Source organism: Kribbella sp. NPDC048928, assembly GCF_043197975.1.
GTDB lineage: Bacteria > Actinomycetota > Actinomycetes > Propionibacteriales > Kribbellaceae > Kribbella.
The window spans coordinates 62,709-82,953 of sequence record NZ_JBICUC010000014.1; the positions used below are offsets into that span (position 1 = coordinate 62,709).

The 20,245-nt window shown below is 67.7% G+C and carries 21 protein-coding genes; 17 read left to right on the forward strand and 4 right to left on the reverse strand.

All coding sequences use genetic code 11. The features are described 5' to 3' along the window. The first annotated feature begins 208 nt into the window (after window positions 1-208). The 12 genes from ACGFI6_RS40500 (at window position 209) to ACGFI6_RS40555 (ending at window position 12,101) form a co-directional block, all read left to right on the forward strand. Entirely contained in the window at window positions 209-1,576 is a 1,368-nt protein-coding gene (locus ACGFI6_RS40500) for a ParB/RepB/Spo0J family partition protein (RefSeq protein ID WP_393128025.1), read from the forward strand. Continuing rightward, window positions 1,573-2,364, forward strand: a complete 792-nt coding sequence (locus ACGFI6_RS40505; protein WP_393128026.1) for a ParA family protein — start codon at window positions 1,573-1,575, stop codon at window positions 2,362-2,364. Before ACGFI6_RS40500 ends, ACGFI6_RS40505 begins: the two co-directional genes overlap by 4 nt. Before the next feature lie 439 nt (window positions 2,365-2,803). Continuing rightward, window positions 2,804-3,559 carry a hypothetical protein gene (locus ACGFI6_RS40510; protein WP_393128027.1) on the forward strand — a complete coding sequence of 252 codons (756 nt, stop codon included), beginning with the start codon at window positions 2,804-2,806 and terminating at the stop codon, window positions 3,557-3,559. Window positions 3,560-4,031: 472 nt separating this feature from the next. Further along, a complete protein-coding gene (locus tag ACGFI6_RS40515) occupies window positions 4,032-5,111 on the forward strand; it encodes a hypothetical protein (RefSeq protein ID WP_393128028.1) in 1,080 nt (359 codons plus the stop codon). A 101-nt stretch (window positions 5,112-5,212) separates the two neighbouring features. Continuing rightward, window positions 5,213-5,443 carry a hypothetical protein gene (locus tag ACGFI6_RS40520; RefSeq protein WP_393128029.1) on the forward strand — a complete coding sequence of 77 codons (231 nt, stop codon included), beginning with the start codon at window positions 5,213-5,215 and terminating at the stop codon, window positions 5,441-5,443. Between the two features lie 299 nt (window positions 5,444-5,742). Further along, entirely contained in the window at window positions 5,743-7,731 is a 1,989-nt protein-coding gene (locus ACGFI6_RS40525; protein ID WP_393128030.1) for a hypothetical protein, read from the forward strand. A gap of 122 nt (window positions 7,732-7,853) precedes the next feature. After that, entirely contained in the window at window positions 7,854-8,015 is a 162-nt protein-coding gene (locus ACGFI6_RS40530; RefSeq protein WP_393128031.1) for an Arc family DNA-binding protein, read from the forward strand. Window positions 8,016-8,103: 88 nt separating this feature from the next. Further along, a complete protein-coding gene (locus ACGFI6_RS40535; protein ID WP_393128032.1) occupies window positions 8,104-8,439 on the forward strand; it encodes a hypothetical protein in 336 nt (111 codons plus the stop codon). Window position 8,440: 1 nt separating this feature from the next. Beyond that, window positions 8,441-8,671 carry a hypothetical protein gene (locus tag ACGFI6_RS40540; protein ID WP_393128033.1) on the forward strand — a complete coding sequence of 77 codons (231 nt, stop codon included), beginning with the start codon at window positions 8,441-8,443 and terminating at the stop codon, window positions 8,669-8,671. Window positions 8,672-8,756: 85 nt separating this feature from the next. Beyond that, window positions 8,757-9,509, forward strand: coding sequence for an HNH endonuclease family protein (locus ACGFI6_RS40545; RefSeq protein WP_393128034.1), 753 nt, complete (start codon window positions 8,757-8,759; stop codon window positions 9,507-9,509). Between the two features lie 216 nt (window positions 9,510-9,725). Then, window positions 9,726-9,962 carry a hypothetical protein gene (locus ACGFI6_RS40550; RefSeq protein ID WP_393128035.1) on the forward strand — a complete coding sequence of 79 codons (237 nt, stop codon included), beginning with the start codon at window positions 9,726-9,728 and terminating at the stop codon, window positions 9,960-9,962. A 432-nt stretch (window positions 9,963-10,394) separates the two neighbouring features. Continuing rightward, the gene (locus ACGFI6_RS40555) at window positions 10,395-12,101 is read left to right on the forward strand and encodes a ParB/RepB/Spo0J family partition protein (RefSeq protein WP_393128036.1); all 1,707 of its coding nucleotides are present in this window, start codon (window positions 10,395-10,397) and stop codon (window positions 12,099-12,101) included. A 228-nt stretch (window positions 12,102-12,329) separates the two neighbouring features. Here the strand turns inward: ACGFI6_RS40555 and ACGFI6_RS40560 are convergent, their stop codons facing one another. Both ACGFI6_RS40560 and ACGFI6_RS40565 read right to left on the reverse strand, forming a co-directional pair. Then, the gene (locus ACGFI6_RS40560) at window positions 12,330-13,112 is read right to left on the reverse strand and encodes a hypothetical protein (RefSeq protein ID WP_393128037.1); all 783 of its coding nucleotides are present in this window, start codon (window positions 13,110-13,112) and stop codon (window positions 12,330-12,332) included. Between the two features lie 276 nt (window positions 13,113-13,388). Next, the gene (locus ACGFI6_RS40565; protein WP_393128038.1) at window positions 13,389-13,730 is read right to left on the reverse strand and encodes a hypothetical protein; all 342 of its coding nucleotides are present in this window, start codon (window positions 13,728-13,730) and stop codon (window positions 13,389-13,391) included. Window positions 13,731-14,026: 296 nt separating this feature from the next. Between ACGFI6_RS40565 and ACGFI6_RS40570 the strand changes: the two genes are divergently transcribed. Genes ACGFI6_RS40570 through ACGFI6_RS40580 form a run of 3 tightly spaced genes read left to right on the forward strand, consistent with a single transcriptional unit; the run spans window position 14,027 to window position 18,104 of the window. Further along, window positions 14,027-14,413: a plasmid mobilization protein gene (locus ACGFI6_RS40570; protein WP_393128039.1), complete on the forward strand. Its 387-nt coding sequence runs from the start codon at window positions 14,027-14,029 to the stop codon at window positions 14,411-14,413. After that, entirely contained in the window at window positions 14,413-16,746 is a 2,334-nt protein-coding gene (locus tag ACGFI6_RS40575) for a relaxase/mobilization nuclease domain-containing protein (protein WP_393128040.1), read from the forward strand. The genes ACGFI6_RS40570 and ACGFI6_RS40575 overlap by 1 nt, the downstream gene beginning before the upstream one ends. 8 nt (window positions 16,747-16,754) lie before the next feature. Beyond that, window positions 16,755-18,104 (forward strand): hypothetical protein, encoded by a 1,350-nt coding sequence (locus ACGFI6_RS40580; RefSeq protein WP_393128041.1) that lies wholly within the window; start codon window positions 16,755-16,757, stop codon window positions 18,102-18,104. A 68-nt stretch (window positions 18,105-18,172) separates the two neighbouring features. Here the strand turns inward: ACGFI6_RS40580 and ACGFI6_RS40585 are convergent, their stop codons facing one another. Continuing rightward, window positions 18,173-18,316, reverse strand: coding sequence for a hypothetical protein (locus ACGFI6_RS40585; protein WP_393128042.1), 144 nt, complete (start codon window positions 18,314-18,316; stop codon window positions 18,173-18,175). Between the two features lie 203 nt (window positions 18,317-18,519). On the opposite strand from ACGFI6_RS40585, the gene ACGFI6_RS40590 reads away from it, so the two are divergent. Then, window positions 18,520-18,984: a helix-turn-helix domain-containing protein gene (locus ACGFI6_RS40590; RefSeq protein WP_393128043.1), complete on the forward strand. Its 465-nt coding sequence runs from the start codon at window positions 18,520-18,522 to the stop codon at window positions 18,982-18,984. A 105-nt stretch (window positions 18,985-19,089) separates the two neighbouring features. Here the strand turns inward: ACGFI6_RS40590 and ACGFI6_RS40595 are convergent, their stop codons facing one another. Further along, complete coding sequence (locus ACGFI6_RS40595; protein ID WP_393128044.1) at window positions 19,090-19,287, reverse strand: hypothetical protein; 198 nt, start codon at window positions 19,285-19,287, stop codon at window positions 19,090-19,092. 169 nt (window positions 19,288-19,456) lie between these two features. On the opposite strand from ACGFI6_RS40595, the gene ACGFI6_RS40600 reads away from it, so the two are divergent. Continuing rightward, on the forward strand, window positions 19,457-20,239 hold the full coding sequence (locus tag ACGFI6_RS40600; RefSeq protein ID WP_393128045.1) for a sigma factor-like helix-turn-helix DNA-binding protein: 783 nt from the start codon (window positions 19,457-19,459) through the stop codon (window positions 20,237-20,239). The last annotated feature ends 6 nt before the right edge of the window (window positions 20,240-20,245 follow it).

Here is a 20,245-nt window from a genome sequence, read left to right on the forward strand (position 1 = left end):
CAGCGGAGCCCTAGGCTATTGCCTGCATTGGAGGTAATAAATGGCTAAGAGGTCCCCCGGGCTCCCCCAGGGCAAACTTGTCCTGACGCGAGATGGAGCAAGCCTGACCCCAACACAAGATCAGCCTGGCAGCGAATCATCTGGTGATTCCACCGGAATCACCGCCGCGCCGAGACCCAGCCTCGTCGCTGCGATGCGCGCCGGCGGGATGATCAACGAGATCGCACTCGACCAGATCTCCTGGCACCCAAAGAACCCCCGCGACGAGATCGGCGACGTCAGCGACCTGAAGGCGTCGATCCCGAAGGTCGGTCTTCTCCAACCCATCATCATCACGGGGACGGCCGCATGGCTCGCCGCAAACCCCCAAGACGCCGAAGCTCTCGACAGCCGCCCGTGGGTCGTGCTCGCCGGCCACCGCCGTCTGGCGGCAGCTCTCGAACTCGAGATGCTCTCACTGCCAGCGATCATCAGGGAGGACCTGTCTGATCCAGTCTCCTCGGCCGCGACCTTCCTGCATGAGAACCTTCCCCGCAAGGACTTCTCGCCGCTGGAAGAAGCCCGCGGCTTCCAATTGCTGATCGACCTTGGCAGAAGCCAACGCGACATCGCCAACGACTACGGCCGCGCGCAGTCGCACATCTCCAAACGCCTGGCGCTCCTGGGCCTGTCTCCGGCACTCCAAGATGAGATCCGCGCTGGGCGCCTATCGCTCGTCAACGCGAACGTTCTCGCCTCGGCGGTACCTCGCGAGGACCAGGACACCGTCTACGAGATCGCCCGAGATCGACAGATCGCGATCGAGCAAGCCCACCGCCTCTTGACGCGCGAGCGCGAAAGCGAACGCGTCACCGCAGAGGCGATCGCCACAGCTGCCGCCGAAGGCATCAGCCTCGTAGACCCAACCACCGCCTTCACCGAAGCCGCTGCCCACCGCCTCTACGAACCTCAGGCCATCGCAGATGCCAAGGCCGTCGGAGACCTGGTCGCTCAGGCCACCCCCCGCGGCCTCGAGTACTACACCCGAACACTCCCCACCAGCGCCGAGCAGCCGGCCCAGCCAGCCGGACAGGAGTCCTCGGTCCGTGAATCCGCGCCGCCGCCGGCCGACGCACCCGCGCCGGATCCTCGCCGAGCAGAACGCGAACGGCGAGCGGCATCCAAACGCCGTATCGAGGTCGCCGAAAAGCTGGTTCAGTCACTTCCCGCAGCTGGCACGGTCCGCGCTGACCTCGCCCGCGGGGTCCTCCGAGGCACAGAGATGGCTGCGGTCAAAATCGCTCATCAATGGCTCGGCAGCAGTTTCGGAGTACGCACGGCGAACGCGGCAGAGTGGCGCGACAGCATCATGAACACCAGCCACGAAGTCCACGCCGCATGGGCGATCGCCTTGGCGGGCTGGGAAGTCTCCACTCGCGGTGCCCACGACCAGTGGCCGGCACTCGCAGTCGAATGGGTCCAGCGCCTGCAAAACGAGGCCGGATACAAGCCCACCGAGTGGGAGCAGCACTGCATCAACACCAGTGATTCCAGCAGAATCACCCACTCACCAGATGAGACGCAGGTGCCGACGTGACCTTCATCCTCCCGATCGCCAACCAAGCCGGATCGGCCGGAAAGACCACCACAACAATCGGCGTCGCCGGCGGTCTGGCCAAGCTCGGCCGCAACATCGTCATCGCTGACGGCGACGGGCAAGCGAACGCCTCGTACCACCTCGGCATCGAAGACCCCAAGTACACCCTGGGCGACTTACTACTCGGCCGATGCACCCTCGAAGAAGCCATCGTTCAGACGAAGATCCCCGGGCTGTGGATCATCCCCTCTGCGGAGCGCCAGGTCACGGAAGTCACCGAGCTCGCCCGCCAGCCTGTCGGTGCAGAACAACGCATGAGACGAGCATTCGAGCCGCTCATCGGCGGCGTCGATGGGATCATCATCGACTGCCCCGGCTCACTGGACATCATCACGGTGAGCGCGTTCGTCGCGGCCAAGGGCAAGAAGGACAACGACGCCGCCAACGTCGTGACCGTCATCGCACCGCAAGTCAAAGAAGTCCAGGGGATCCCAAAGATCGAGCGCACCATCGAAGACGTGCGCAACGCCTACAACCCCAGGCTCCAGCTCGCCGCCATCATCCCGTGCATGATCCCGTCGTCGCAGGCCGGGAAGATGTACGAGCAGGTCGTCGAGCAGGCTCGGGCGCTGTATGGCGACAAGGTGAGCCCAGTACTCCGCCGAAGCGTACGTGTGCCCGAGGCCTACGCCTACCAGCTCCTGATCCAAGACCATGCGCCTGACGACGCCATCACCAAGGACCTCAACACCCTGACCGATTGGTTTATCGAGAAGGACATCGTGTGACCGAACAACGGGGGAGACGTTCGCCGTTCTCAACTCAAGTTTCCGATGCGATCCAGGACCGGGTGAGAGCCGTAGTCGATGGCGTGACAGCAGCCACCGGGGCCGAGTACACACTCGCATCGTTGACCGAGGACGCCCTCGAGGCCCGCTGCAGATACCTCGAGAATCTGTACAACGACGGCCAGCCCTGGCCAACCGTGGCGCCCAAGCTGAGACCAGGCCGCCGCAGAACCATCAACCAGTAGCCGGGCGAATGGGGGTGATTCCAGCGGAATCACCCCCATCGGCGCTGGCGCCCACTCGCCCCGCACAGCTCCGCCTCAGCCAGTGATTCCATCGGAATCACCTCCTGGGCCTCCGTGTGATCCACGGGAATGATTCCGCTGGAATCGAGCCGGTAGCAATAGTGACGCTAGGCGTCAGTGAAATACTGACGGGTATGTCGACGCCCCCCAAGACGCCACGAGAAGAGGTCACCCGAGCGATCGCCCGGATCGTTCAGCGGCGTGCCGATGTCGACGACCGGAACCGGGATCTGCTGCCTGACGCGCCCGACGCCGAGCCGCGCGACGTCCTCACATACTTGATGCGCTACAGCGGCAACAACATCCCAACCCGGGTCAAACACGCAGACGCGAAGGACGCGCTCGTGCTGTGCAACCACCTGTGGTGGGAGCAGCGCCGGCTCGAATGGCACTTCCTCAAGGCAGGCGTCGCTAGCGGCGTCTTCCTCGCCGAACTCGGCCGCCTGGTCGGCGTTGGGAAGCAAGGAGCCAAGGATCGACTCGACCGGCTCACGGCCTTGCTCCAGCACGACGAGGGGCCGGATGAGAAGTACATGCGACGCCGGCGCCGTGAAGCGCACGACGGCCAACACAGAACCGACCAGTTGTCTCCAGAGATGCTCTGGCTCACCACGCACTGGGACGAGATCGTTTCCGTGGCCACCGGGCTCGACGCCGAAGCCAGCCGGCTCAATCTCGACCAGGAGGACCGCGACTGGCTCGACGAGCTGATGCGCGAAGTAGAGGAATACAACCTGAGCCGCCAGATCATCACCATGCTCGGGATCGCTACCGCCGACCTCCGCGTCGCAGATCCCGTCGTGGCGTTGCCCACCCGGCAGCCACACCGCATCCACCGGCTTCTGGCCCAAGCCGACACGCTACGCAGCGCCTTCGCCAAGATCGGCTGAGACCGAAGCCCACCTCCCGGACAACCATGGAGCTCACCCGCGCGCCATTGGGGGAGTGGCTACAAACGCCGCCACCTGGCTACCCGCCAAGCGGGCCTGGCCCGGCGGGAGACCCCAACCACCCAAGCCCACACAGTCACCCCAATTCCGACGAGCGCCGCCTACCCCAAACCCGCAGGTCACAGCGATATTTGTTGTAGCCCTCCGCGCGTTGACAGTGCGCGGCCAGCTGTCGAATTGGGGTGCTGTCCTTGGGGTGCATGGGCAGTCCTGATTTGGGGTGTCCGATCCGGACGCTTTTGGGGTGGGGGGACCAGCCCACTGAGACCTTGTTGAAGCCCCCGTTTCGGGTGGTCGTGTCGATGCAGAGCCGACCGATATTGGGGCGCGGCAAGCACACCTTCGTAGGCCCCAAGAACACCCCACCTAGGAGCCAATCACTCGGGAGCCGATGTGGGACGACGGTGGAACCGTGCCCACCATGGTCGTCGGCTCGACCGGCGGCGGGAAGTCCCAGGCTGCCAATATCCTGACGACCGCGGCCCTGTCCACTGGGCTGCTGAACCTGCTATACGCGGACCCCAAGGGCAACTCGTCGACAGCTCTGGCCTCCAGGGCCCGGCTGGCCGTCATCGGAGAGAGCAACGTTCTCAAGCTTCCATGGCTCGTCACGGCCATGCTCGCCGCCCGCGGCGAACTCGCGGCTGAGCTCGCCGCGGACCAACTCTTCCCCACGAACGAAGTCCCAGGGTGGATGTTCGTGCACGACGAATACTCCCTTATCGCGAACGACGCCCTTGCTCAACGGGTCTGGACCAAGAGCGTCAACATCATCCGTGCCTACGGCATCTGGGGCCTTGCGCTTAACCAGTCACAGGGCCAACCCCAATGGGGAAGCGACCACCCCCGATCCGCCTGGGCCAGCCAGGTCATCGCATTCCGCGTCAACTCGAAGTCCGGATCAGACCTCGTCCCCGGACTCATGTTCGACCCCAACGAGCTCCCGGGCGACGAGAAGGGCCGGCCGGTGCCCGGCATGGCAGTACACGCCCACTACGACACCCCGACGCGCTGGGACCACCTCCCATCCGAAGCGAACGCCGAACGCATGGCCGCTCAGGGACTGCCGGCGCCGCCGTACACCACCACGACCGCCTTCGACACCTTCTTCAACCAGCCGGACATGCACGAGTTCGACGAGAAGGCCATCGTGTCTATCCTCGGGCCGTCGATCGACGGCCGGTGGCAGGTCGGCGGTCGCGGCGCCACCCACGAGTTCCCAGAGGACCTCGAGGAACTTATGGCCCCCGGCAACAAGCCTCAACCAGCCAAACTCCCATGGGGCCACCGCCCCGAACCCGCAAGACCCGCACTGACTCCCGTCCAGACCGAAGTACTCGGCATCATCCGAAACGGCATCACGGCGACAGGCGACATCGTCGACGCCGCCACAGCAGCCAAGAGCAGTGTTGCCGAGGCGCTCAACGTCCTCACCAGGGCAAATCTGATCCGCAAGTTGGCCCACGGCAACTATCAAGCCGTCTCCGCCTAACCGACGGCAGGACCCCGCTGACCTGCAACAAGTTGCAGATCTGCATGCAAACTTCGGCGTGGCGCAGTGACTTTGCATGCAGATCTCGGCAGGGTCGAGCCATGGCGAGTAAGCGAGGTCGGAAGTACGGCGAGCAGGTCGGGCGCACTGCTCACCTGCAGGTGCGCGTACGCCCGGGCATCTCGGTCAAGGCCAACGCGGTCGCGGACGCGGCCGGTGTGAGCCTGGCGGCCTACATCGACGCTCTCCTCGAGCGCGAAGAACTCGACGAGAACGGAATCCCCATGTGGTGGCCGAAGCAAGAGGTGATGGATTTCCCTCAGGCTGGCTAACGAACGAACCCAGCACAACCGCATAAAGCAGGCGGCCCGCCCCAGGTGGGGCGGGCCGAAGTCCAGAACCTTCACGCCAGAGCTTGGCCGGCGACAGCGTGAGGGCCTGATCACTACACCCCAAGAAGGGGCATCGCTATGTCCAACATGGTAGCTGCCTTCCCCGGCAGCACCACAACCCCCACCGTCGCGGTCCGGCGTGTCGTACCTGACACCGCACCGATCGCAGCATCGCGCACGGTCGCGGTCACTCTCCGTCCCAGGCTCTCCACCGTGATCACCCTCGCCAGGAGAGGGCGGTGACCGGCGCCGATTCGCTCGCTTGGAAGTTCGCAACCATCGTCTCCGCGCGGACCCACGTCCGAGTCGCAATCGCGGACGTGACCGGGAACTACCAAAACAGCTACCCGACCCTGGCCCCGATCGACGGACCCGAACCGCACGGCCCGTACGCCGTCCAGCTCGGTTCCCGTAGCGGCGACAGCTTCGCCGTACTCGGCTTCGACCTCGACGCCAACCGCGGCGACGTGACGCGCGATCTGGACGTTCTGCTCGGCCTGCTCGACTCAGCTGGCATCTCCTACCTCGTAGCTGAATCCGGACCGAGCGGCGGCCGCCACGTCTGGGTCCGCCCGACGTCCCCGGCACCAGCTGGCCTCATCAAGCAGCTCGCCCACGGCCTGCGCTACCAGCTACCGACCCTGGACATCACTCCGCTGACCAACCCGGCCACCGGGGCACTACGGCCCCCTGGAGCGCCGCACCGCTCCGGAGGTCGATCCAAGCTGCTGGACGGCGACCTGAACACATTCCTCACCGCAACCGCGACCTCCGAGCAGCTCGAGGCGCTGACCCAGACCATCGCGACCGCACTGCCCCCCGTCAGCCGTGACGCCACCGTCCGCATGGTCGCGTGCGATGCCGCCGGACACCCGCACCTGCCGGGCCCGAAGAGACCGCTCCCGCAGGGATCGCGCCAGGCGCTGCAGCAGGTCGTCGAAGGCCCCGTCGACGGAAACGGCGTCCTGTGGAGCATCCTGCTCGGCGCCGCCCGAGCGCACTGGACACTCGCGGACGTACGAACCCTCCTCACCACGCGAGCCCCCGGCCTCGAACATCTCCGAACGACAGTCCTCAAGACCCCAGGCAGCACGACACGAATCCCGCGGACTGACGGCGAGACCGAAGCCGTACTGACCCGGCAATGGGCACGTGCGGTCGCCCACATCGAAGCCGCCGGCACGGGCTCGAACAACGACGACGGAGAGTTCGTTGAACGCGCGGCCGCGCTCGCATCCGGTATCGAGGCGGCACAGCACCGCGCGGACGCTGCACCAGGCCGTTGGAGCCAATCAGGCGGCGCTACCGACCGCCTGGTCTTCGACCAGCTCTGCATCCTCCACCTCCAAGCCGTCGCCCCGGCTGTAGAGGCCGACCAGCGACGCCTCGCGATGCTGTGCGGACTCGGCCGAGAGACCGTACGGCGGGCCCTCGAACGGCTCAGTCACGACGGCTGGATCAACCAGACCGCCACCGCTACAGGGCCTAAGGCAGCCGCCTGGGCGGTCGCCATCCCCTGCGTCGCTGAGGCTCCTAGCTCAGATTCAGTCGACGGGCGGGACAGTGTTTCCACAGATAACCAAATACCCCAGGCACAAGCGGACCCGCGCCCCCCGCACCTAGCCCTCACCCTGCGTACCGAACTCCTCGCCCGTCTCCAAAGCCACATCGCGCTCCAGGCTCACGACGTCTTCACGCCCCAAGGCCTAGGGCACGACGCCGGAGCAATCTGGGCACAACTAGCTGAAGGAACAGACCTGGCTGAGCTGACGGCCAAGACCGGGTACGCCGAACCCCGCGTCACTCGTCAGGTCCACGAACTCCACGAACTGGGCATGTGGCACTGGGACCCGAACCTGGGGACAGCAGCAACCGAGCCCGACCGCCGAGATGAAGTCGCCGGCCTGCTCGGTGTACGGGGAGTCCTGGCTGAGCGGGAACGCAGCTACCACTTCGAGCGTGAACTGTGGTCGTGGTGGCTCGAACACGTCGACTGGCTGAAGACTCCGGGCAAAGACAAACGCCGGATCCTGAGCCAGCGCTGGCGCCGTCGGCAGGACCCAGCACAGCTCGTCATCGCGGTACCGGGGTTGACCCGGACACACAAGTACGGCCCGTACCCCCGGCGGGCCGGCCGCGGTGCACACACGCTCGCCCGCCAGGTGATTGCAGCGGCCGAGACCGCGGCCGCCACCGTCGTTGCGGCTGAAACGAGCCGAGCCGCGTGACCTGACGGCGCTGACACCTGAGCTCAAGGCGGCTCGGGGAGGCCAGGTCCGCGAAGGTCGACCGCAGGCCCGTGGGCATCGAACGATTGTCGGTGCCACCATTTTGGTTGCATAATGGTGGCATGGCATCCCTGACGCTTCGCCTGCCTGACGATCTGCACGCAACGGTGAAAGAACACGCCAATGCCGACGAACGATCTCTCAACAAGGAATTGGTCGTGCTGCTACGTGAGGCAGTCACAGCGCGCGAAGCAGCCAAGGCACGCGAACAGGCAGAAGGCTGACGCAGAAAAAGACGACGGCCGGACCACGGATTAGGCCCCAGGTCCGGCCGCCAAACACCCACCCGCTACAGGTAGGAGCACCTCCATCATGCACGACACCTATGGAGCTGTGATCCAGCTCCCCGACCTTGTCCCTCAAGAGCACCGCATCGATGGCCGCAGAGTGTTCGGTCATCGAAGGCCGGGGCATCGCGGCTGGCTGTGGACCGTCGACCTTGATGGAACCCGCTACCTGACCGACCGGAGCGTCACGCTGCGCACCGATCGGCTCGAAGGCCTCGACGTAACCGAGTTCGACCAGCTGCACGCCGCACCGCGCGACGTCGACCAGGTGCTGGCCGCGCTGACTGCGCCGCTCGCCCGCCGCCAGGTGATCGACCGGTTCGATCTGTTCACCCTGGCCGGTCTGCACTCTGCTGGCTGACATGTGCCGCGATGAGCACACCATCAAAGCCGAGGCGATCCGCGAAGCAGTTGCTGCCCAGCGGCAGCTGGCGAGGGACAGCGCGACCCGGGACGGCCGCTACGAGCACGAAGAGGTCGCCGACTGGCTCGACGAGTACGCCGAAGCCATGGACTCTGCGATCCAAACCTCGGACAACGACGCCGTCGACCCGGCGCACGATCAGGAAGAGGCGACCCGATGCGCATCATGACCGTGCCCCAACGAATGATCGTGCGGTCAGCCGATCCATGCGACCGAGAAGGGCACCGTGCGCTGTGGCAGTAAAGGAGCAGGTGGTGAGACGCCCGGTCCTGGCAACAGCAGCCGCGGTTGCTGCGGCGGTCCTGGCAGCCGGGTGCACCTACCCGGCCGCCGGCGCCCGGCCGGGAGCCACGGCCTCGCCGTCCGTGCGTCCCACGGTTGCGACGACGTCGACCATGCCGAGCGGGGCCTCCGACACAGCGCGGGCGATCCGTGCCGAGCTGGCCCGGGCCAAAGTCGTTGCTGAACGCCCGCATGTGCCCGGCTACGCCCGCGACCGGTTCGGGAAGCGCTGGACCGACCAGCACAACGGCCTGGGCGGCCACAACGGCTGCGGAACTCGCGACGACATCCTCGCCCGTCAGCTGACCGACGTCCGGCTGCGCTCCGGATCCCGTTGCGTGGTGGAATCCGGGACGCTGAACGACCCCTACACCGGTCGGCGGATCGCGTTCACCAAGCAGCAGGCCTCGAAGGTCCAGATCGACCACATCTACCCACTTGCACGGGCCTGGGACCTGGGCGCCGCGAAGTGGACGGCCCAACGGCGCACCGACTTCGCCAACGACCAGGCCGCCAACCTGCTCGCCGTCGACGGCGCGACCAACGCCTCGAAAGGTGACAAGGGGCCGGGGGAGTGGATGCCGATCGCGGCCGGCTACCGCTGCACCTACGTCCTGCGCTACCTCGAGGTCGCCAACACCTACCAGCTGGCGATCACCCGCAACGACCGAGACGCCGCCCAAACCATCACCCGCACATGCGCGAGGAAAGAGAACGGTCGATGACCGCCCATGATCGCGGCTTGGTCGTCCCCGCGCACTACCAAGCCCGCCGTCGACGCCTGCTCCTGGAGCTCGCCCCCACGAGCCCTGGACCGGATTGGGTCGCCGGTAGGCCTTGGACTTCGCCGAGGTCGTCTCTACCTGCACGCACACGCCAGTGCATGGAAACCCCGAGGCCAACAAGTACGAAGTCGACACCGACCAGACAGGAGACCAGCAGTGAGCAACCAGACGGTGTACGTCCTCACGATCAACGAGCCGAACACTCCGGGAACGACCTTCACAACTACCGCCTACACCAACCCCGAAGCCGCCGAGCAGGACGCAGCGACCTGGCGGCAGATCGACCAGAACCAGGGCAAGAATACGACGTACCGGGTTGTCCCACTCGAGCTCGTCGACCACGCCAAGTGGAAGCCAGCTCCCGACGGCAAGTCCGGTGTACCGAACAAGTAGCCAGACTTTGAGCACGACGGCCCTGACCCAACTGGTCGGGGCCGTTCTGGTCGTTGAAGAGATGCCGGCGAAGCACAGGGAGTGCGGGGCAGCGCGAGCTGAGGGACATGATCCGGCCGGCCTGCGGCCGCATCAACGAGCCGACTGCGTCGGCGCTGTGAAGAGCGTTGTTTCGCCCCCTCCTGGCACTTCATCATGGCCCGACACGTCTTGCGGTCAACTGTCTCGCCTGCGGCGCCCGGCCTCCCGTCAACAGCTTCACCGGCGGTCGCGGGCTCCCTGATTCCGGTGAAGCTGTCGCCGAACCGGCCGGTACCGGCAGTGGACCTCCAGCCGCTTACGGGCCCGGATTCCGCTTGCCAGGAGGGGGCGGAAAACGGTCGGGCACCATGGTCCGGCGGCCCGCCACCTGGCAGAGGTGGAGCAGGTTCGATGGTTGATGTCAGCACAGAGCAAACCGCCGAGCGAACTGCAGAGAACACGACCGGGACGGCGTTGGTTGTGGAGTGGATGGACCCGGCCGAGTTGGTGCTGGGCGAGAACATCTGGGAGGTCCGGCCGGATCCGGCCATGGTCGCGAGCATCCGCGATGTCGGGGTGCTGGAGCCGGTCACGGCGGTCCGGACTGCCGAGGGCCGGATCAAGGTCCGGCGCGGTGCGCACCGGACGGTGTGCGCGATCGAGGCGGGCGCACAGATTCCGGTGATCGTGGTGGGGGATGAGGGGACCACGACCGAGGACGAGGTCGATCGGATCGTGGCGCAGTACTCGGAGAACAAGTACCGGCGGTTGATGAAGCCGAGCGAGGATGCGGCGGTCGCGGTGCAGCTGAGCATCAAGGGGCTGAGCGACACCAAGATCGGGAAGCGGCTGCGGATGTCGCGGCCGCAGGTGAAGGCCGCGAAGGCGGTGGCTGGGTCGGAGGCGGCGAGCGCCGCGCTGGACGAGTACGACCTGGACATCATGCAGGCCGCGATTGTGGCCGAGTTCGCCGATGACCCGGAGCGGGTCGAATCGTTGGTGTGGCGGGCGCGGAACAGCGGCAGCCTGGAGCACCTGGCGGCTCACTACCGGCAGGCCGACAAGGACAAGGCGGCCAAGGCCGCGTACGTCGAGGATCTGGAGACGCAGGGGCTGCGGGTCGTTCAGACCGTGCCCGGTTCGGTCGGGTCGCTGCAGTATCTCGAGTACCTGGCCGACGCCGACGGTGTACCGCTGGACCAGGAAGCGCACCTGTCGTGCCCTGGGCACGCCGTGCGGGTCGACCAGGCGATGGTGTGGGTCGCGCCGGACGGGCGGGTCTTCGAAGACGACGACGACATCCCCGAGGAGTTGCGGGGCGAGGTCCAGGACGACTACGTCTGGCGGAGCATCCCGGTGTGTGACCAGGCGGGCCTGCACTCGCGCCGGACCTGGAACCAAGACACCGGCAGCACCGGTAGCGGGGATGGTGAGGGGTTCGCTGCGCCGACGCTGGACGCCGAGCAGGTGCGGGAGCAGAAGCGCGTGGCGCGGGCGGCGGTCATCGCGGGTAACAAGGAGTGGGACGCGGCGGTCACCGTTCGGCGTGAATGGGTGTCGGGCTTCCTCCAGCGCAAGACGATGCCCGCCGGGGCGGTGGAGTTCCTGACGCGTGAACTGCTGACCGCGCATTACGCGGTCGCCGATGCGTTCCGCGACGGGCACCCGCTCGCGGCGGATCTGCTCGGCATCGATCCTGTCGGCACCGGCGAGTACGTCGACAACCATTGGTTCGGCGCTACGGCGCTGGGGTTGCGGAAGGCGGCCGACCAGGCCAGCGACAAGCGCCGCCTGGTGCTGCTGCTGGGTGTGGTGCTGGCGGGCAACGAGAAGGCTCTCAACCGGCAGTCGTGGCGCAAGGACGACCACCGCAAGCAGGTGGGGTGTGCGCAGCGGGACTACCTGCGGTTCATCGTCAGCCAGGGCTACGGAGCGTGCCCGGTCGAACTGCAGGCGGCCGGGCTCCCGACCGGACTCGACGCCGATCTGGAGACCGGCGCGCAGGTCGCCGAGCAGCCGGGCGAGGAAACCGGAGACGACCAGGACGCCGACGACCAGGACGCCGACGACCAGGATGGCGAGGGCGAGTCGCCGGAAGAGGCTGAGCAGGTCGCGTGACGGCTGGCTGATCTGCTGATCGGCGGCTGAGGTTAGACAAAGCCGAAGGGCCGGGACACCCGTAATGTCCCGGCCCTTCTTGGTGTCTCCACCGTATCGCAGGCCGCGAGGCGGGCGGGTTGTCCACAGTGCGTGGCGTGTGCCGCGTCCTCGGGCATCGAGCCCTCGCCCGCGGTGCTGTCGCGTGGTGGTCCCGCTGGGTTGGCTGGTGCCTGGCGGCTGTCCTGATCAGTAGCCAATTACTGCAGGTTCGCCGAGCGGCGTACTGCGCGACGGGCGCGAGGCGGTCCCGGGGGCCGGCTTGGCCGGGTCCGTGTCCTCGCGGTGGAGACCGGTGATGCGGTGCACGTTGTAGGGGCCGATCCGGCCCTGTTCGTACGCCGCCCGGGTGAGTTCGGTGAGGTACTTGCGGGCGCCTTCGTAGTAGGTGAAGTCGGCGCCGACGTTGCGGGTGGAGAACGCCTGGGCCCGGGTCTGGACGAGGTTGGTTCTGGCCGCTTCGAGTTCCTCGACGGTGACGAGCCGCACCGGCCGTGCGGCCTCGCTGGGCGGGGTGACGGTGGCCAGGGTGAGCAGTTTCAGTGCGGCGCGGGTGTCGGCGTCCGCGACGGCACCGTGCGGGAACGGCACGTGGTCGCGGCGGGTTGCCGGGTCGGGCGCGGGAAGTTGTGCGAGTTGTTCGGCGGTGAGGCCGGGGGCGGGGTCGGTGTGCCAGGGCTGGTGTTCGGCGAGCTGGTCGCGCAGGGACAGGTTGGGGTCTTGCAGCGCGATGCAGTACACCGGGCGGGGGAGTTCGGGGATGACGTCGGCCGGCACGCGTCCCGGGTACACCGGCACGGCGTAGTGGTCGCTGTCGCGGTGTGGTGCCCGCCGGTTGGCGGGGGTGTCCGGGGCGTTGTTGTCGGGGTCGAGCTCGAGGGCGGTGGTGGGCCGGCGGGCGATGATGAGATGGGTGGCGCCGTCGTTCTTCGCGTCGAGTGCGTACTGGGCGAGCCTGGTTCGGGTGAGCATGTGCGGACTCCCGCTTCGTGGTGGCCGTTTGAGGTAGCGGCAGGCGTTGTGTGCCTGCCGGTAACGGCCGCCTGGCGGGCCGCCTAGAGGCTCCGCGCAAGCTCCGGAGGGAAAAGTTCTCGGCGAAATAAGTGAGCGCCCGGGCGCTGTTTGCCCGGGCGCTCGCGCGTCGAGAAGTTTTCGTGGAGGGGCTTGCGTGGAGGGGGCGGTCTGCTAGCCAGGTCACCACCCGGCACCGAAGGTGCCGGTTACAGCGCGACCGAAGGCCGCTCCCAATCAGGTGGTAGAGCCAGTCACCGGCGAGGACGCCGGCGCAGCAGACCCGGATGCCGCCGGAGTCGTGCTGTTGTCTTTCTTGGTGTTGCGCCGGCCGCTGCCGCGGCCGGGCTTCGGGGTGCCGCCGGTCAGGTCGAAGCCGATCGTCGTCAGCTCCTGGTCGGTGTAGCCGGCCTTCTTCGCGGCCTGCAATTTCTGGCCCCAGTGCGCCTGCGCCGCAGTCAGCTGGTCGTTCAGGTCCGCGATCGTTTCGGTCGCGTCGACGAGGGCGCCGAGGGCTTCCTCTTTCGCTGCCGCGAGCCGCTTCGCGTTCGCGAACAGATCCTCACGTAGTTGCGTCATGCCGGACACCTTAGAGGTTGCCGGAGTCAACGCACGGCCACCCAGCGTGAACGCTGCACCTTCCTGAAGAAATCGAGTCCGAGACCGAGCAAGCTATAGCTTTATGACCCCATAAATGAGGGCACCTGTCGACAGGTGCCCTGGGGTCTGGACAGACTGGGGTCTGGTTCCGCCGTACGACGGGGCGCTGCGCTGGGCTGGAACGACGAAGGGGAGTGACCGACGTGACCGTTCCGTCGTCGTCTTCGTCGCAGTCTTCGCCGTCGCCGTCCGGGTCGGGGAACGCTTCGCGTTCCGTGCGGCGCCGGCGACAGCCGAACGCGCCGGGGCGTTCGAAGTCGCGGAAGGTGACGTTGACGCCGGAGCAGGATGCGGCGTTGCAGTTGAAGGCGCGCCGGTTGAAGGTGTCAGTGGCGCGGCTGCTGGTGGAGTCGGCGCTGACCGATCAGGAGACGGCGACTGATCGGCGCGAGCTGCTCGAGACGTTGTTCGGGCTGCAGCGGTTGCTGGGGAACGTGGCGAACAACGTGAACCAGCTGGCGCGGAAGGCGAACATCGAGGACGAGTTCCCGGAAGCGGCCCGGCCGGTGCTGCTGCAGATGCTGCGGTTGATGAAGCGCCTGGACCTGGCCGTCGACGAGCTCGGGATGCCGGGCCGATCGCAGGGCGGTGGTGCCCGGTGATGCCGAACATCGTGAAGGGCAGCCGCATGTCCGGCCTGCTCGTGTACTTGTGCGGCCCGGGCCGGGCGAACGAGCACACCGAGCCGCACCTGGTCGGCGGCGACGGGTTCTTGATGTCGTGGTACGACGACGCCGAGCTGAACCGTGATTCGGCGCTGGCGATCGCCGGGTACCTGGACAAGCCGCGCCGCAAGTACGGCGTCGAGATCACGGCCCCGAAGCGGGACGCAGCCGGGGTCGAGATCGGCCGGAAACTGGCGCACGTGTGGCACTGCTCGCTGGCACTGGAACCGGGCGAGGGCCCGTTGAGTGACGAGCAGTGGAACGCGATCGCGGGCGACTTCATGGACGGCATGCAGTTCACCGCGGCCGGGTCGGGGAAGTCGCCGGCGCGGTGGGCCGCGATCCATCACGGCCTGACCACGAGCGGCGGCGACCACATCCACATCGCGGCGTCGCTTGTGCGTGAGGACGGCACGAAGGTGTCGACGCACCAGGACCAGCCGCGGGCACAGAAGTTGTGCAACGAGCTCGAGCACAAGTACGGGCTGCGGGTGCTGGTTTCGCGCGAGACGGGCGCAGGGATGCCGGGGGTGAAGCCGGCCGAGCAGCAGCGCGCAGCGCGGCTCGGCAGGCCGGAACCGGAGCGGCTGACGATCGCCCGGACCATCCGGGCCTGCGCGGCCGGCGCGGCGAACGAGGCCGAGTTCGTGCGGGCCTGCCGCCGCGAGGGCCTGTTGCTGCGGGCCCGGTTCGCCGACGGCCGCGGCGACGTCGTGGTCGGCTATTCGGCCGCACTGAAACCGGTCAAGGGTGAGCGGCCGCTGTACTACGCGGGCGGGCGCCTCGCGAAAGACCTGGCGCTGCCCAGGCTGCGGGAGCTGTGGCCGTCGACGCCCGAGCTCGCGGCCGAAGCGGCCGCAGAATGGACCGCTGCCAAGCGCGGCCGCCGGCCGAGGAAGGCGTTCGTTGCGGACCGCCGGGTCGTGCCGCCCAAGGTCTGGGAGAAGCAGGCCGACGAGGTCGGCCGGCTGCGGGAGTACCTGCGGTCGGTGCCGGTCGACGACCGGCACGGCTGGGCGGTCGTCGCGCGTCAGACCGCCGGTGTTTTCGCGGTCTTGTCACGGCGGACCGAGCCGGAGCCGGGACCGCTCGCGGCGACGTCGGACGCGCTGGTCCGCTCGGCGCAGATGCACTACCGGTTGCCGCGGCCGAAGCACACCCAGCCGGTCGCGCTGACCGCGGCCGCGCGGATCATCCTGCACGCCGCCGCCCCCGGGATCGCGGGCCAGCTGGTGCTGCTGCGGCAGCTGGCGAACACCATGAAGGCGATCCACGACATGCACGTCGCACGGGCCGACCTGAAACAGGCGCTCGTGCTGGAGTCCGCCGCCCGCGGCCAGCTCGCGCAGGTCCTGGAGATCGCTGCAGCGTCCTCGCCGCTGTACGGCGAACCGGCCGTTGACGTGACATCTGCGACGGCTGTGACGGCCGAGCAGGAGGCTGCTGCCGACGTCGCGGTGGTTGCTGCGGTCGGTGAAGCCGAGGCGGCCCGGTGGCGCGTGGATCCGGCGTGGCCGGCGCTGCAGCGACGCGTCGCCGACCTGGCCGAGCAGGGCTTCGATCCGGTCGCGACGATCCGGGCTGCGCGGGACATGTACGAGCTGTCCAGTGCGGTCTCGGTCGTCGAGGTGATGACGTGGCGGATCGACAAGCTGGTCCGTGACGGCGCCGCGCCGCGACCGGGTACGGCAGGCGGGATCGGGGCAGAGGGTGATTCCGCGGGCATCACCACACCGGCTCTGCAGCTCGACGGTGCGACCGCGGCGAGTGCGGCCGTGGTTGCGGTCGTCGGTGAGCCGGAGGCGGCCACCTGGCGCGCGGATCCGGCGTGGCCGGCGCTACGGCAACGCATCGTCGACCTGGCCGACGGCGGGTTCGACGCGGCCGCGACGATCCGCGCCGCGATCGACATGTACGAGCTCGACACCGCCGCGTCCGTCGTGCAGGTGATGACGTGGCGGATCGACAAACTGGTCCGCGACGGCAACGCCCCCCACGTCACCGACAGCACCGCTGCTGCCGATCCGGCTGCCGCGCCGGGTACCGCCTCGAGTGCGGATCCGGATGTCGCGGCCGCGCTCGACACGCTGCGCGCGGCCAGCGCCGGCACGCCGGACAAGGCCACCAGTTCACCTCTGCCGAACCCGCTGCCCGAGCCGGGCAGTACGACCAGGACGACCAAGACAGCCAAGACGGAACAGTCCGGCCAGCGGGCCGGTACATCGACCCCATCCGGGGACGGCGGCGCAGATGCACAGATCGGAGACTGACACCCCTCATGGACCAGCACAGCGACGGCATCACCGAGGAGTTCACCGCGATCGTGCAGTTGTCGGTCGCGCAGGCTTCGCTCGTGGTCGAGGAGATCATGCGGCGCCTCGAGCGCCGCGCCCGGGTCCTGGAGGCCGAGGCCTCCGTACGGCGGGCAGAATTCCAGCGCCGGCATGACGCCGAGATCGCGGCCATGCGCGCCCAGGTGCAGCCGGTGATGCGCGAGGACTGGTGGCGGCGGGCGAGTCCGGAACGGATCGGTGCGACGTACGAGCTCGCCGCCGGATTCGAGCCGTTCGACCGTGTCGCCGCGGCCGCAGCGGAGCGGATGCGCGAAGAGGTCCAGCAGCGGTGGGGAGTCGACATCGCCGCCGTGGCCAGAGACGCACGCCGCGCCGAAACGCTGCGGGCTTCCGCGGCCGGCAAAGCCGTCGACGAGATGACGCCCGACGAACGGCACGTGTCCTACCTGGACGCACAACGGTTCCTGGCAGAGGCCGACCCCGAACTGCACGAGCAGCTCGGTCAGCGCCTGGTCGAGGCCTCCGCCGAGGAGGAGCGTCTGACCGCCGCCCAAACCGCGGCGGCCGAAGGCCTGCCGCGGTTGCAGGCCGAGCAGTACGCCGCTCAGACCGAGGCGATCGAGGCGCGCCGCCGGATCCTGTACGAGCAGCACGTTGCCCAGCAGGCCCAGCAGAACGCCGAGACAGAACAGGGCCAAAACCAGGACCAGGACAGTGACCGGCCGGTGCAGGTCGACGTGCCCCTGGCCGAGGCCAAACTCGCGGCCGCCGAAGCAGCCGATCGCGCTGCGGCCGACCGGGCGGCAGGAGACTTCGAGCGCGTCGACCAACTGTTCGAGCAAGCCGACACCGACCGCGACCAGCGCATCGGCAACGACATCTCCACCGACGCTGCCACCGGAGCGGCGACATCGTCGCGGCCGCGGGACGAGGAGGCGGTGACGTACGACGAAGCCATGGCATGGCTGTCGGAACAGGCGCCGATGGCCGCGGAGGCGCTGAAGGTCGACGTCGAGAACGCCGCCGTGACCGGCGGCCAGCGGTACGCCGAGGAGAACGTGATCCGCACCTACAGGCACCTCAAGCAGGCCGACACCGCGGCCGGCGTGCAGGACGGGCCGGTCGCGTACGACACCCGTGAGCGGCGTACCGGGACCGAGCACTCGCTGCGGGCCGCCGGGGCCGAACCCGAAGCGGTCGAGGCGCGGATGCTCGACGACGTCAGCAACGCGCTGCCGCCGTCGGCGGCGGCCAGACGCGGCCGGCAACCGGCGGCCCGCAAGGGCCGGGCCGCACAGGACATGGGTCGTGAGCTCGGCGACCACGGTCGCTGACGGAGATCGCGCGCCGAGCGGACCTGACCACGCGGGCGACCGTCGAGTCCAACGTCTGGTTTGTTGGGTCACCGGGCGGTATGGATGAGCAGCTGCTCGCACAGCACCCGGAGCTCTTTCTGCTGCTGGCGCACGTAGGCACGGAGAGCTTTCCACGGCAGCAGTAGCCCAACGATGCCCAGCACCACGAACCAGACGACCAGCAGCAGCACCGCCGCCATCGTGAGGGCGGCTCGCCACGCTCGCGGCGGGAGGAACAGCCGGCGAGAACGGCCGTGCTTCTGCGCGGGTGAGGCGTGAAATGGTCACCTTGTACATAGGGGTGGGTCCGGCGGCCGTTTGTGACGTCCAGCCACCAGCAAGTTCGGCTGGAACGGATCGCGGCGCGGATCCGGCTCCTGACTAGGGTGACGGCATGCCCGACACTCCTGGCCCCCGATTCCTCAAACTCTCCGACGCCGCGGAGGAGCTGGCCATGAGCCAGAACCAGGTCTACGCCCTGGTGCGCAGAGGCGACATCGAGGCCGTGAAGATCGGCGGCCGCGGGCAATGGCGCATCGAGCGGGTCAAGTTCGAGGAGTACATCGCGAAGACCTACGAGGAGACGCGTCAGTTCATCAAGGACAACCCGTTGCCGCAGGAGGCCGAGCAGGATGCGCGGCCGCGCGAACAACGCGATGAGCACGCCGCGGCCGAACCACCGGCTGGCCGCGAAGCCTCGATTGATCGGAGCCATGACGATGTGACGGCCCTGGCTGCGATGTCGAACCCGCGGCCGCCGGCGGCCGCGGTGAGCGCTGCAGGCGGTCCGCAGCCGCCCGCGCAGCCGTCGGGCGTGGCCAAGGAGGCGGAACCTTCGGGGACCGAAGCCGGGCTGTGATTGTCGACGATGAGTTCCTCTCAAGCTGCGCTCGCAGCCGAGCGCCGATAACAGCTGGCGCCGACCGTTCTTCGCTGTGGCCGGTCGCCCCGTAGTAGCGGTCAGTCAGTCCTTCCCGATGATGGTGTTGAAGAAGATGACCGCGGCCGCCCAGGCGCCACCACCTGTGAGAACAGCGCCCGGGAGGGAATGGTTGGACAGGTAGGTGAGCAGGCCGGCGCCGATGGCGGCGATCAGTGCGAGCGCCATGATGAGCGCCGACCTGGTGGAGATCAGCTTGGTGTCGGCCTGTTTCGAGCTCATCGCTCCGGCCCTCCTCTACAGGATCGAGTTGTTCCTACACCTCAATGAAAGGTGCGAAACTCGACGCCTTCCCCCACCGCCGACCAGAGAAGAGAATCTTCTGCTGGGCGGGGGGACGTGGGGGGTGTGTGGACCTAGAAGCGGGTGATTCCGTTCAGGGAGGGGGGAAGTGGTCGAGGAGGAACGGTCGGTGGAGCTCTCACCGTCAGGACGGTCATCGGAGACGACCGGCGCCGACCTACAACAAGACACGTCGGCACACGGCGACGCATCTTTGGACCAACAAGCGGTACGGGAGGCGCAGCTCGAGGCGGAGGATCAGCTAGTGGTCCGGCTTCGAATGCAACGGTTCAAAGGTGAGGAGTACGACCGGTTCGAGGCGAGGCTCGTGCGGTATGCGCTAAGGGTTCTGGATGGATGGCTCCGGCATGGCCGGATCTTCCACTCATGTGCGGCGATCGGGCGGGGACTGTCGCCAACCGATCGCGAGAGGGATCGACTGCACGACAGCCCCGAGGACCGCGAGGACCTCGCCACGCTCGTCGTCGGCTGCGCGATTCTCAGGTTCCGGCAGGACGCCTTGATCGAAGGCGGCTGGAAGCGCTCCAAAGGAGCAAGCATCGCGACCTATTTCATGAACTGTGTGATCCGCGAGTTCCCGAATCACTTTCGGGCCTGGCAACGCGAAGAACAACGCTGGAGGCCGCCACCAGCAGCAGTGCCGAAGGAGCAGTGGCTCAGCGACCCCGGCGAGCTCGCCGCTCAACGTGCGGCAGTGATCGCCGCATTGCAGACACTGCCATCGAGTAGCCAGGCGATCGTCGCCCTGCACTTCGATGGCTGGTCGAATGCCCAGATCGCCGAAGTTGAAGGGAAGACCACCAAGGCGGTCGAACGGGTGTTGGAGCGATGGCGAAAACAGCAGCGCCAGCTGAGGACGAAAGGAGCATGATGGACG

What these genes read in the sequence shown, in the direction of transcription:
- ACGFI6_RS40555 (WP_393128036.1), top strand. Translation starts at nt 10,395, where the DNA reads ATGGTTGATGTCAGCACAGAGCAAACCGCCGAGCGAACTGCAGAGAAC.
- ACGFI6_RS40535 (WP_393128032.1), top strand. Translation starts at nt 8,104, where the DNA reads ATGCACGACACCTATGGAGCTGTGATCCAGCTCCCCGACCTTGTCCCT.
- ACGFI6_RS40565 (WP_393128038.1), bottom strand. Translation starts at nt 13,730, where the DNA reads ATGACGCAACTACGTGAGGATCTGTTCGCGAACGCGAAGCGGCTCGCG.
- ACGFI6_RS40590 (WP_393128043.1), top strand. Translation starts at nt 18,520, where the DNA reads ATGCCCGACACTCCTGGCCCCCGATTCCTCAAACTCTCCGACGCCGCG.
- ACGFI6_RS40595 (WP_393128044.1), bottom strand. Translation starts at nt 19,287, where the DNA reads ATGAGCTCGAAACAGGCCGACACCAAGCTGATCTCCACCAGGTCGGCG.
- ACGFI6_RS40500 (WP_393128025.1), top strand. Translation starts at nt 209, where the DNA reads ATGATCAACGAGATCGCACTCGACCAGATCTCCTGGCACCCAAAGAAC.
- ACGFI6_RS40575 (WP_393128040.1), top strand. Translation starts at nt 14,413, where the DNA reads ATGCCGAACATCGTGAAGGGCAGCCGCATGTCCGGCCTGCTCGTGTAC.
- ACGFI6_RS40530 (WP_393128031.1), top strand. Translation starts at nt 7,854, where the DNA reads ATGGCATCCCTGACGCTTCGCCTGCCTGACGATCTGCACGCAACGGTG.
- ACGFI6_RS40560 (WP_393128037.1), bottom strand. Translation starts at nt 13,112, where the DNA reads ATGCTCACCCGAACCAGGCTCGCCCAGTACGCACTCGACGCGAAGAAC.
- ACGFI6_RS40510 (WP_393128027.1), top strand. Translation starts at nt 2,804, where the DNA reads ATGTCGACGCCCCCCAAGACGCCACGAGAAGAGGTCACCCGAGCGATC.
- ACGFI6_RS40540 (WP_393128033.1), top strand. Translation starts at nt 8,441, where the DNA reads ATGTGCCGCGATGAGCACACCATCAAAGCCGAGGCGATCCGCGAAGCA.
- ACGFI6_RS40520 (WP_393128029.1), top strand. Translation starts at nt 5,213, where the DNA reads ATGGCGAGTAAGCGAGGTCGGAAGTACGGCGAGCAGGTCGGGCGCACT.
- ACGFI6_RS40580 (WP_393128041.1), top strand. Translation starts at nt 16,755, where the DNA reads ATGGACCAGCACAGCGACGGCATCACCGAGGAGTTCACCGCGATCGTG.